The organism is Pedobacter sp. 05T44 (genome assembly GCF_056395985.1).
In genome coordinates this window covers 1-12,583 of sequence record NZ_JBFTKO010000031.1, presented here as the reverse complement: position 1 = coordinate 12,583, position 12,583 = coordinate 1, and the positions used below count along the sequence as shown (strand labels likewise).

Genomic DNA, 12,583 nt, shown 5'->3' with positions numbered 1-12,583 from the left:
GATATTAATTGTTGAATTTTTTTGGCCAATTACTCAGCCAAACTGGCATGAATTATTTTGTTTTTTAGATCGGTTATATTGTCTTGGCTTAAATGGAATAATACTTGTAGTTAGTAAAATGTGAATACGAAGCGGAAATACCTACGTAGTACTGGCGTTATAATTAAAAAGTTAAGATGAATAGTTCCCCCAGAAAGAGTTTCATGAAATCGATAAAGGGTAAGGTTATAATAGCTTTACTCTTGGCGTGTTTTGCTCTTTTTATGGCGTGGGGAGTGAGTAGAGTAGCATTTAAGGAAATGCTAAATACTGTTGAGAATATCTCTGCTCCCAGTGAGCGATTAAGGATTGTGAATGTTATTTCGAGGAAGATTAGTAGTCTTGATCAATTGCAAAAGAAACAAGCCTTCAATGATCCGGGGAACTATAGAAAGCTGTTTAAAGAATCGCGACAGCTAAGATCTATTTTAGATAGTTTAGGGTTTTTATATGCTAATGATTCTATTCAATTGGATCGAATAGCTACTATAAAGAGGCTGTTGAGCGAGCGTGATAAACAGTTTATTAACTATTTAAAAGTCAGGGAGCGTTTGGTAAATAACAAGTCGTTTTCAGCGCAGGTTCAAAATATTAATGATATAGTTTCTAAAAGTGCTGAGCAGGCAGACAGTACCATTCTTGCTACTGAAGAAAAGACATCTACAACAACTATTTATCCTAATGAGGATAAGCCAAGAAGCTTTTTTGGGAAACTTTTTGGTAGAAAGAAAAGTGAGAATGATAACTCCATAAGAATTGTAAGTGAAGAAAAGGTAAAAAGAGATACGATAGCGTTATCTGCTGAAGAGAAAATGGCTAGTGATTTGAAGAAATCATTGAAGATTATTGAAGATGATCAAAAACAAAAGAATGCTAGTTTTTTAAATAGAGAAGCTGTGCTTGCCAATGCCAACAGTGTACTAATTAGTCAGATGTTAGACGTTTTAAGAAAGGTTGAAAGCGAAGTGGTAAGCCAAATAGAAGTAAACGGGATTCAAGCAAAAAAGGTTGTAAACACTGGAATCAATACAATCTCATTAATTATGCTTGTTTTTCTGGTGTTGACAGGAGTGCTGCTATATCTTATTTTAACGGATATTACCCGAAGTGGGCGATATAGGAATGAGCTTGAATTGGCAAAGGATGAAGCAGAGTATCATGGAAGGGCCAAACAACGTTTTCTTTCGAATATGAGTCATGAGATTAGAACGCCGCTTCAATCAATAATTGGTTATGCCGAGCTGATTAAGCAGCAAGAATATCCACAGTCTAAAGATATTGATGCTATTTATCACTCGTCGGAACATTTGTTGCAAATTGTTAACGAAGTGCTGGATTATAACAGAATTATATCAGGTAAGTTCACTTTCTCTAACAAAGTGTTTGACGTGGGGCAACTTTTAGCTGAAGTTATTTCTGTAATGAGACCACAGGCTGAGGCTAAGTCGTTGAAAATGGTTGCTGATTTTGATTTGAAGGGACTTAAATATATTTATGGAGATCCTTTTAGATTAAAACAAATCCTTTATAACCTATTGGGAAATGCAGTTAAATTTACTCAAACGGGAGAGATTGTGCTTTCAGCATTTTACAAAAGACAAAATGAAAATGTCCATTTTACATTCATTGTAAAAGATACGGGTATTGGACTTTCTGAAGAAGATGGCAAGGTAATTTTTAACGAATTTGAGCAGATTAACACCATTGAAAGTGAAGTGGTAAATAGTACCGGGACAGGGCTGGGATTAACGATTATAAAATCGCTTGTTGAGAATCAGGGAGGGAGAATTTATGTTAAAAGTAAGGTAAATGAAGGAAGTGCTTTTACTGTGTACCTGACTTTTACTTATGCCAATGAACCAGAGGTTGACAATACTCAGCTCTCGGTGTACGAACCATTGTCGCATCATAAAGTATGGATTGTTGACGATGATCAGTTAATCCTGGATTTATGTAAGATTATCTTTAAAAAGAATGGTATAAGTTATAGGAGTTTTAACTCTCCAACCCAGTTATTAAATGCAGAATGGGACAAGACCGTTAGTTATGTTTTAATGGATATGCGAATGCCCGAAATGGATGGTATAAAGCTGTGTAAACTTTTGAGAGAGAAGGTGGGGAATGATGTAAATATATATGCCATTACTGCTCAGGTTTTGCCTGATGAACGTGCCTTTTTATTAGAGAATGGTTTTGATGGTATTGTAATGAAGCCGTTTAGAGAGGCAGAACTTTTAGCCGCACTTCTTGAGCATCCTGGCCATATCGAGCCTTTATTGCATGAGTTAGAACTTGACTTGTCGTCATTAAAAAAAATGACTTATGGCGATACGGAGCAGTTGAATAAAATTCTTTTGAGATTTAAAGAAGATTGCCAGACTGATGGTGATGAAATTAGACTGGCAACAGCAGAAAATGATTTGGTCGTATTGCGTTTGCTGACACACAGATTGGCTGGGAGAATAGCTCAGATTGGCTCTAAGGATTTGGCAAAGGAATATAGGGAGTGCGAATTGAAATTGAATACTAGTGCACAGCTGGATGAGCCTTTAAAAGGTGAAATAATGTTATTGCTTGAAAAACTGAGTGGACTTTTAGACAAAATTGATGAAGAATTGAAAAAGCCCGATTATTCAATTTCGTAACGTTCCATTTTGCTGTACAGCGTTTTTCTATCGATATTAAGCAATTTGGCTGCCTTTGATTTATTGTACTTCACCTTTACCAGTGTTTCCATTATAAGTGCCTTTTCATTGACTTCATTAATTGCCTTAAGGTCTGACCCGCTAGGTTTAGGGGTTTGATTAATAGCAACAATCATTTCTTCCGGTAAGGAATCTACTTCGGCAGTCTCGTTTGGAGTTAACAATACCATTCGCTTAATTACGTTTTTAAGCTCTCTTAAGTTTCCCGGCCAGTCGTACTGAAGCAATAATTCCTTTGCAGGGGAAGATATATTTGAGACATTCCGCTGTAGTTCAGCATTTGATAACTTAATGAAATGATTGATAAAAAGCTCCAGGTCTTTTCCGCGATCTCTTAATGCCGGGAGATGAATTTTAAATTCATTAAGACGATGGTATAAATCTTCTCTGAATGATCCATTGCTTACACTTGCTTTCAGATCGTCGTTTGTAGCTGTAATAATGCGGACATCAACTTTGATGGTTTTAGTGCTTCCAACAGGCTGTATTGTTCTCTCCTGAAGCGCCCGGAGTAGTTTTACCTGAACCTCATAACTTAGATTTCCAACCTCATCTAGAAAGAGAGTTCCTCCACTGGCTATTTCAAATTGACCCTTTTTATCATTTAATGCTCCGGTAAATGCTCCTTTTGCATGACCAAAGAGCTCACTGGCTGCAAGATCTTTGGAAAGCGCGCCACAATCTATTGCTATGAAAGGCTTGTTTTTGCGCTTGCTTTGCATGTGCAAGGCCCTTGCAGCATATTCTTTACCGGTTCCACTTTCTCCTTGAATAATGACAGACATATCTGTGGGTGCAACCAGGTTTATATGTTCATATAACTTGTCAGCAATCGCACTTTTACCTTTTATTGCATCTGTGTGCTCTACCGAATCGGTTGTGCTTTCTGACTCTTTTTTACCCAAAGCATTATTGATAATCATTAACAATTCCTCTGGATTGACTGGTTTAGTAATGTAATCGAAGGCGCTAAGCTGAATAGATTTCACAGCAGTTCTTACATCATTAAAACTCGTCATGATGATAATTGGCTGTAGCGAACCCTTTTCCCGAAGATGGGCCAATACATCCAGACCTGTTCCATCAGGTAAACGATAGTCGACTAAAAGTAAATCGAAGGTTTGTTTTTCCAGTATTTGGAAGCTTTTTTTTACTTCGTTTATAGCTAATGGCTCGTGCCCATGCTTTGTTAAAAAGCCCTCTAGTATCTGAGAGAAAGTTAAATCGTCTTCAATAATGAGTATTTTCGCCATAGGGATTAAGCAGGTAAATATTAGCAAAAATACAAAAGCCAGACGAAATTTGGCTTTTATTCGACACAAATTGCTAACAGTTGACTTTTTGCGACCTAACTCTCGTTTTAATCTATAAGTTGATATTTTAAGAAGAAAGGTGGTTTGTTTTTGTGGTTATTTAAACTTTCAGTAATTTTTGAACTTTTGATATTTAAATCTATTTTTGAGTATGGAATTATCAGAAGGAAGATTGAAATTTATTGAAGCCTGGGGTAAATTGGGCTCTGAATGGGGGATTAATAGGACTATGGCTCAGATTCATGCTTTACTTCTTATTTCACCTGAAGCATTAACCACTGAAGAGATTATGGAAGAACTTACTATCTCCAGAGGAAATACCAATATGAATTTAAGAGATTTAATTGGATGGGGGCTTGTAGAGAAACAGCATAAATCTGGTGAACGTAAAGAATATTTTTATGCAGACAAGGATACATGGAACATTGCCCGGCAAGTGGCTAAAGAAAGAAAAAAGCGTGAGTTGGATCCTATAATTAAACTTTTAAACGAGTTATCTGAAGTGAAGGGCGATGATAAGGATCGAAATTATAAGACATTTAGAAGTTCAGTAAAGGATATAAATAAACTCGCAAAAAATGTAAATAAGACTCTGGAAACAATGTTAAAGGCGGAGGAGAGTTGGTTCTGGGGGTCTATTTTTAAAATATTCAAATAGATTTTCTAAATTTTCAATATAGATTGAAAATTTAGAAATGTGTTTTGTTTTAATAGGCGTCATTAAAACAGCGTGCAGATTTTAGATTTAATGAATTTATTGCTTTCCATAGACCTTTGTTGGCTTTGCCGTTAGTTTACCTGAATGACAAATGATTATTCCTTAGGGAATCAGCAGGCAGGACTTAAAATAATGTTCGGCAAAAACCATAGATTATACTATAAAAACACAATTTGTTAACTATTTAGTTAAATTATCTTTGATGAAGCTTTACTATACTTATATCTTTTCTTAGCTTTGTTATATGCTGTCTAAGAAAACGAAATATGCGATAAAAGCACTGGTTGCTCTTGGTAAGAACACCGGTAACCCTCCAATGCAAATAGTCAGATTAGCTGAACAGGAAATGATTCCGAGAAAATTTTTGGAACAGATCCTGTTAGATATGCGTAATGCAGGATACCTTTATAGTAAAAAAGGTGCCGGAGGTGGCTACAGTTTAAATAAAGACCCCCAAGATATATTTCTTGCTGATATCCTGCGCATTACTGATGGACCAATAGCAATGGTGCCATGTGCAAGTTTGAAGTTTTATCGCAAATGTGATGAGTGCCATGATGAAGTAACTTGTGGTATTAGAAAAACATTTATAGATGTAAGAAATGCCACATTGAACGTATTGGCACAGACTTCCATAGCTGATGTGATCGCTCGAGAGACTGACGAAAACATTGTTTCTTAAATCATGTCGATTAAGTAATTTTATGAAATGACGATTCAATTATAGTATTCTCTTAAGATTGGAATACATTTTGCTTTTGTTATTTTAGAAAACCAGATATGAAATATCTGGTTTTCTCGTTATATCGGGTGATAATCACACATTTGTTATTAATACCCTGAACTTTTATTTAATTAACTTTGTTTTAAAACTTATATATATGATTAAAAAGAACATGAGTAATTTTTCTAGTCGGATGCTTGGAATGTCTTTATTGATGATTATTCCTTTTATGTCGTTCGCTCAAAAGCCTAATTGGCAAAACCTGGATCTTAAAGCAGATTCTACATTTGGAATTAGTACGCAAAGGGCATATACTGAATTATTGAAAGGTAAGAAATCTACAAAAGTAATTGTTGCTGTTTTAGATGGTGGGGTTGATATTAATCACGAGGATCTGAAATCAGTAATCTGGATAAATAAAAAGGAAAAGGCCGGTAATGGCAAGGATGACGATAAGAACGGTTACGTTGATGATATAAATGGCTGGAACTTTTTAGGCTCTAACAAGGGATCAATCAACTATGAAACATTAGAGTTGACCAGATTGGTGCGAAGAGATAGTGCTAAATTTGGTAAAGCAGATGCAACTTCAGTTCCCGCAAGTGATCTAACTGCTTTTGAGGCATATCAGAAGAACAAAGCAGAACTTGACAAAGAGTTAGCTGAAGCAAAGGAAGGATTAGAGAATTATTCGGCTATTAAATCTGCTATTGATGATTTAGTAAAGAAGTTAGGGAAAGATAAGCCTACTGTTGAAGATATTCAAGCCTTTAAACCCTCTTCTGATATCGAAACAAACATTCAGAGAATATTATTGCAACAACTAAAAAATACGACCTTCGATGAGTTTTATAATGCTCAGATATTGGCAGGTTATGAACATTTTAAATCGCAGGTTGATTATAATTTAAATCTTGATTATGATCCAAGATCCATAGTTGGTGATGATCCTAATAATAGCAAGGAGAAGTTCTATGGGAATAATGACGTAGCTGGACCAGACGCCAGACATGGATCTCACGTTGCGGGTATTATTGGTGCGGTTAGAAATAATGATTTAGGTATTGACGGTATAGCTGATAATGTAGCAATTATGGCTGTTMGTAGTACCCCAAATGGAGACGAACGCGATAAAGATGTTGCAAATTCAATCCGTTATGCGGCGGACAATGGAGCGAAAGTTATAAATATGAGCTTTGGTAAATCTTATTCGTGGGATAAGGCAATTGTTGATGAAGCCGTTAAGTATGCCGTTTCTAAGGACGTTCTAATTGTACATGCAGCAGGGAATGATAATGAAAATCTGGAAGTAGCTAAAAATTATCCAAATCCAAATTACGAAAATGGAGGAACAGCCACCTCATGGATTACAGTAGGAGCATCTGGACCAGCAAATGATGAAACCATAAAAGCTAGTTTTTCGAATTACGGAAAAAATACGGTTGATGTTTTTGCTCCAGGAGTAAATATAAACTCTACTGTACCTGGTTCTAAATATGAAAAACTAAATGGAACAAGTATGGCTTCTCCAGTAGTGGCTGGTTTAGCTGGGTTAATTCGTTCGTACTATCCTAAATTAACCGCAATTGAGGTCAAAGATATCATCATGAAATCAGTTGTTAAGGTAGAACAAAACGTTACGATTAAGGATAATGATGATACGACCAAAACCGTACCGTTCTCAGACCTTTGTGTTACAGGGGGGATAGTGAATGCATATAATGCATTAAAACTTGCCTCTGAATATAAAAAATAATATAAGAAGATGCTACCAGTCTTTAATTACTGATTGGTAGCATTTCTAAAATCTTTTTGTTTCATTTGGCAAAACGAATAAATGGTGAGATATACTATTATCTTCCATAAAGCAGAGACGTTCGTATTTATATTCGTTAACTTTTACAGGATCTTTAAGCGCAGTAAAAATCTCAATAATAAGATTGTATACACTTAAGGAATTCATGTTCAGCTGATTTCTCTTAAATAGCTCCAAACATTCATTACAGTAATTGAAAGCCATTGTGTACTCTCTTCTGTTTTTAGCTTGATAAGCTTGCGTTAATTTGATGATTGATTCAGTATATTTTGTGATCCTAAATCTGGATTTATTATCTGCTAATGAAACTAGAATCGATTCTAATCTATCCGTATTTTTATCAGAATTTATTCTTGAGCTCACAAGGGCAAAAATTGCCATTAAAAAAATTGCCATAGGTGCTCTTTTCGAAAGGGCTTTAGCATGCTGAGTGGAAATTGCATTAATAAGGTGCTGTGTGCTCGCGTTTTCTTCAAAAAGCTGATCTAAAATAATAATGAGTAAATAAGAAATGGCTTGTTGAGGACTTACATCATTAGGGTCTTGCATTAAAATCAGTGCTTCAATATCATTGAAAGTAAGTTCCTCCTGAGAAGAAGATACACCCATGATTTTTGCATGAATCATAGAAATAATATTATGAGGAGCTATTAGCCATTTGGCACTCTTAAATTGAGCTAATATTTCGATTCTTTCCTTAATAAGTTTCGTATCTAAGCTTAAAATATCGAAGAAGGCCAATAAAGAATGATATACTAATAGATTTTCATTTGTATCAACTACTTTGATAAGGACTGTTATTGCTTCTTTATAGCAAGAGTCTATAAAATCAAAGTTGATGAGCTCTTTGATTATGATATCATGAAGCTGATGCTCTCTTAATAATTTGATAGTTTCAGGACTGTATTTATTCCGGTATTCTAAATTCTCGGCAATAAAAAAGATTAGATAATTCTTTTCGTAGTTATTGAGCTCAAGATTAAAAATGTTAGTTAAAGACTTAAAATCGCCAATTCTTATAATAAATCTGATCGTCCACTGCAGGAGCTGGAACCTGGCATTGGTATGCTTATATTCCTCTTTAATGTAATCAAAGAAAGAACTGTCTACCTTTAGATGAAATTTTTCTAAAAGTTCAATGAATAGAAAATACTCAAAAATATGAGGATGAATAAAACGAACGTATTCCCGTGGGTGGAATTCTTGCTGGCTTTTTTCTTCCATGAGTATTCCCTCCGATAAGAGTTCCATGTATGCATTTTTGAATGCCGACAATTCACTTATAAGGTCATCTTTTGGTACAGAATTGCCTTTTTTTCCATAATCTGTTAACTGAATTATTTTCTTTAGGAAAAGGATTTTTTCAGTATAATAATTCGATCTGTATATCTTGTCTTGAATAAAACGAGATATTAACTCATAGAAAGTGATATTTGTAGAATAGTTAAAGTAAGGATCTTCCTCTTTTAACTGGTAATAGAGCTGAATATGAAATGGAAATTTTAATTGAGCCTTAAGTTTTGAATTGATTCCTTTCGGATCGATTTTGTTAATTTTTGTTAGAATTGAATCAACTTCTTTTTCTGTAAGCGGAGGTACATTTGAAACGTCGTTAACATTAAAGTAATTTCCAGGAAACCACTTCGTTTTTAAGTATGCGGAATGCCTTATGCGATCATAAAATTTGATCCAAGTGGTGGATCTCATACTCATCACCAATTTAATACATTCATTATCTTCAATATTGCATATAAAATTAATGATGCTTTCGAACAGCTGTTTTTTAAGATCGGCCTTGACCACTAATTCCGAAAAGCCATCAAGAAAGATTACGAATTTCCCCCCTGAGGCATTATAATTTTGCTTAATGTAGCTAACTAGACTGTCCTTAGGATGAATTCCCAATTGCAACTTTAATTGATCTTCAAAATTTGGAGATATATGGTCTTTGTTAAAAAAACTATAGGCTGTAATGAAAAGCAGGGTAGAGTCTTTGTACTCCGGAAGATCACTGGTAAGAAATTTTTCGGCCAGGTGGCTGAGTAAAATAGTTCTGCCATAGCCAGGTTGGGAAATAAAACAAGTGAAGCTGTAGTTATTCTTAAAGAAATCTTCAAAATCGTGTTCGGCAAATTTTCTTCCTATTGTCAATTCATATGGCATTCCAGAACGATTCCTTACACTTTTGAGTGTGAAGTCGGTTACTTTGGTCGCCTTATCGTGAATTTCTTTCCATGTACGAAGGGAAGTTTGCTTGCTGAGGTTTAATGAGCTATTTCCGATTTCAGCATATTCTTCATTAACATACTCTGATAGTGTAGTTAAGGTAAATTTGGAGAAGTTGTGTTTAACCATAGCAAAGCCGAACAGCCTCTTAATGGTTGTTTCACTAACATTCTTGTTCAATGTCTTGCTGATCTCAATTGAAATTCTTTTACAATCTGCAGGTGTGATGGTTCGAATTCCTGTTTTGGATAGAATTAAGCTTTTGAGTTCGTTTAAGATAAATGTTTCATCCATACATTATAATTGAGCGTCAAATTCTTGAACGAAACGAATATAATGGTTTATGTAGGAACAATGAATATTTCTTCCGTGGATAAAAAATGAACGTCAATGAATTTATTTTGTAATCATCTGTTTTACAGAGCGTTAATTGTTTGACCTTGGGTTTGCTTGTTTTTTTTATTCAAAAATGAACAAAATGAATGACAAATAAGGGTTTTGGGGCCTTAAATGAACAATTCGAACGTGGTTTACGATCTAATCTATGAGTAAAATTGTACCAAGTAAATTAGATAATCTCAATCCCTCTCCTATGAAATGGACATCTACCCTACCAGGAAATCTTAAAAAGTCTATTCTTGTTCTTATAAGTATTATAGCAATAACGTTATTAAATACAAAATCGTATGCGCAAGCAAAACAACGTGTATATGCTAGTGCCGACAGAACAGGTACTCTCGGCCTTTGCCTCATCTGTGGTGTTGACAATAGAGGAAATGCAATAGATGCAACTGGTGACTTTTTAAATACTGCATCAACTATTTCAGTTGGTGTTGGTGTCGCAGGACAGCAGTATCAGGAACTTATTTTCCCTAACGGTAACTTACCTACCGCAACCACCGGTTCTGTAGTTAAAGTTTCAACTGGAGGTCTATTAAGTGTAAGTGCATTAGGGGCGATAACAGTTCAGGCTTTTGATGGCACTACTGCGGTTGGAAATCCGGTAGATGCGGGATCGTCATTATTGAACCTTCTTGCAAGCGGTAATCAGGCAGAGATTTTTGTCCCTGCCCCAGGTGTGGCTTATGATAGAGTTCGTGTTAAGGTAAATGGTGGATTGCTTGCAGTTGCTGCTAATATTAATGTATACCATGCATACTTTTTAAAGGATGCGATAAACGGAGCATGTGATGCTCCAGTTGAAGAACTTCATGGCATCGTTGGAAATATTGCTGCGCTTGGAGCAGTAGTGGATCCTAAAAATGCAATAGATGGAAGTGAAGCAACAAAGTCTGTTTTAAATGCATCAGTAGGGGTTGCGGGTTATGCTCAGCAAACCATTGTGTTTTTAGGAAATTCCGTAATCGGAGATTCTGTTCGCATGGTAGTATCGACACCTGCTGCATTAATTGAAGCACAGCTTTTAAATTCTATTTCAATTCAAACATTTAACGGAAATGTTCCAGGTGCGGTAGTCGCGGGATCCGGTGGGCTCTTGAATTTGAGATTACTTAGCGGTGGAGGGAATACCGCAGTGATTACATTCGCACCTACAACACAATTTGACAGAGTACAATTAAGGTTAGGAGGAGTGTTAAGTGTTTTAGCTTCTATAAATCTACATGAGGTTAGCAGAGTAATGCCTACAACTACGGAAATAAATGGAGTTGTTAGTAAATCTGCAGTTGTCTGTATTAATGATCCTGTCGTTTTAAAAATAAATGGCCCACAGGCGGGCGCAACTTATACATGGTATACCCAAGCTTCCGGGGGTACTGGTACTGCTGGGACAACTTTTACACCGACAAATCTAAATACGGGTATAAATAAATTCTATGTAGAGGCTAAGCGAACCGATTGTACGAATACATCACCTCGCACTGAAGTAAGCATAACTGTTAATGATCCGATTCCGCCGGTTGTAACAGCGCCATTGCCTATATGTAATGGTAGTACGGTTACCCTGCAGGTGGATTCGCCTGTCCCCGGACAGACATACAAATGGTATGATGTTTCTACAGGGGGCACAGCTCTGGCCACTAGTACAACTTTTAACTCACCAGCATTAACTGCTAATAAAATATATTATGTTGAATCGGTAATTGGAGCTTGTGTAAGTCCAAGGGTTGCTGTAAATGTATCGGTAAGTCCTGTTGTTGCGCTTGCCGTAATAACGACTAATAATGAAGTTATCAGTGCAGGGCAAACAGCCACACTTCAAGCAACGGCCGACCCGGGCAATACCATTAAATGGTATGCAGCAGCAAGTGGCGGAGCATCATTAGCTACCGGACCAAGCTTTACCACTCCGGCTTTAGCAGCAACTACTACTTATTATGTAGAGACTGAAAGTGCATCAGGTTGTGTGAGTTCTTCAAGAGTAGCGGTGAAAGTAACCGTGACGCCGATATCAACAGGTTTACCTTGTAATGCAGCAACAGCACAGCAAAGTGGTATAGATGGTATCTGTTTATTATGCGGAGTTGACAATCCTGAAGCATCTACTGACGCGAATACTACCAATTTCACCAGCCTCCATTTGGCGGTAGGTGTAGGGGCAACCGGTTATCAGCGTCTGATTTTTGCAAATCCTGGTATTGCAACTGATAGTATCCGTATAGATATAGAAAATCCAAATGGCTTATTAGATTTATCTCTGCTTGGTGGAATAACCGCAAAGGTTATGAATGGAACTACAGATGTAATTTCATATCCACTAAATTCGTCATTATTAACCCTTCGATTGCTAAGTGGAAATAGAGCAAAAGTTACTATTCCTGCAAGTGCTGTTTATGACAGAGTAGAAATTCGTTTCGGTGCATTGGTTTCTGCTTTAAGCAGTTTAAATATATACGGTGCGGAAGTTATTTATCCTAATCCGACAGTCACCTCAGGTGATCAGTCGATCTGTTCGGGCAGCACTGCTGTACTGAAAGCCACTGCCAACGGAGGTACTACTTTAAGATGGTTTGCTACGGCCAGCAGTACAACAGTACTTGCCACCGGAGAGACCTTTACTACCCCTGCACTGACTGCTACTAC

Annotated in this window: 7 protein-coding genes; 5 read left to right on the top strand and 2 right to left on the bottom strand. The window is 36.4% G+C overall.

The features are described from left to right. Positions 1–203 precede the first annotated feature (203 nt). Complete coding sequence (locus AC1DDK_RS25425) at positions 204–2,684, top strand: ATP-binding protein (RefSeq protein WP_288884098.1); 2,481 nt, start codon at positions 204–206, stop codon at positions 2,682–2,684. On the opposite strand, the gene AC1DDK_RS25420 is transcribed toward AC1DDK_RS25425, so the two are convergent. Further along, a complete protein-coding gene (locus AC1DDK_RS25420) occupies positions 2,669–3,997 on the bottom strand; it encodes a sigma-54-dependent transcriptional regulator (RefSeq protein WP_172661894.1) in 1,329 nt (442 codons plus the stop codon). The two genes, AC1DDK_RS25425 and AC1DDK_RS25420, sit on opposite strands and share 16 nt — an antisense overlap. A gap of 211 nt (positions 3,998–4,208) precedes the next feature. Here AC1DDK_RS25420 and AC1DDK_RS25415 point away from each other — a divergent pair, with 211 nt between their 5' ends. The 3 genes from AC1DDK_RS25415 to AC1DDK_RS25405 all read left to right on the top strand — a co-directional run bounded on the left by AC1DDK_RS25415 (position 4,209) and on the right by AC1DDK_RS25405 (position 7,255). Then, positions 4,209–4,715, top strand: a complete 507-nt coding sequence (locus tag AC1DDK_RS25415) for a GbsR/MarR family transcriptional regulator (RefSeq protein WP_172661893.1) — start codon at positions 4,209–4,211, stop codon at positions 4,713–4,715. 304 nt (positions 4,716–5,019) lie between these two features. Next, positions 5,020–5,457, top strand: a complete 438-nt coding sequence (locus AC1DDK_RS25410; protein ID WP_048903680.1) for an RrF2 family transcriptional regulator — start codon at positions 5,020–5,022, stop codon at positions 5,455–5,457. 199 nt (positions 5,458–5,656) lie between these two features. Further along, a complete protein-coding gene (locus AC1DDK_RS25405) occupies positions 5,657–7,255 on the top strand; it encodes a S8 family peptidase (protein ID WP_477634172.1) in 1,599 nt (532 codons plus the stop codon). Positions 7,256–7,300: 45 nt separating this feature from the next. On the opposite strand, the gene AC1DDK_RS25400 is transcribed toward AC1DDK_RS25405, so the two are convergent. Next, complete coding sequence (locus tag AC1DDK_RS25400) at positions 7,301–9,835, bottom strand: hypothetical protein (protein WP_477612163.1); 2,535 nt, start codon at positions 9,833–9,835, stop codon at positions 7,301–7,303. 250 nt (positions 9,836–10,085) lie between these two features. Between AC1DDK_RS25400 and AC1DDK_RS25395 the strand changes: the two genes are divergently transcribed. Next, on the top strand, positions 10,086–12,583 hold a 2,498-nt coding region (locus AC1DDK_RS25395), incomplete at its 3' end, for an immunoglobulin domain-containing protein (RefSeq protein WP_477634171.1).

What these genes read in the sequence shown, in the direction of transcription:
- AC1DDK_RS25425 (WP_288884098.1), top strand. Translation starts at nt 204, where the DNA reads ATGAAATCGATAAAGGGTAAGGTTATAATAGCTTTACTCTTGGCGTGT.
- AC1DDK_RS25420 (WP_172661894.1), bottom strand. Translation starts at nt 3,997, where the DNA reads ATGGCGAAAATACTCATTATTGAAGACGATTTAACTTTCTCTCAGATA.
- AC1DDK_RS25415 (WP_172661893.1), top strand. Translation starts at nt 4,209, where the DNA reads ATGGAATTATCAGAAGGAAGATTGAAATTTATTGAAGCCTGGGGTAAA.
- AC1DDK_RS25410 (WP_048903680.1), top strand. Translation starts at nt 5,020, where the DNA reads ATGCTGTCTAAGAAAACGAAATATGCGATAAAAGCACTGGTTGCTCTT.
- AC1DDK_RS25400 (WP_477612163.1), bottom strand. Translation starts at nt 9,835, where the DNA reads ATGGATGAAACATTTATCTTAAACGAACTCAAAAGCTTAATTCTATCC.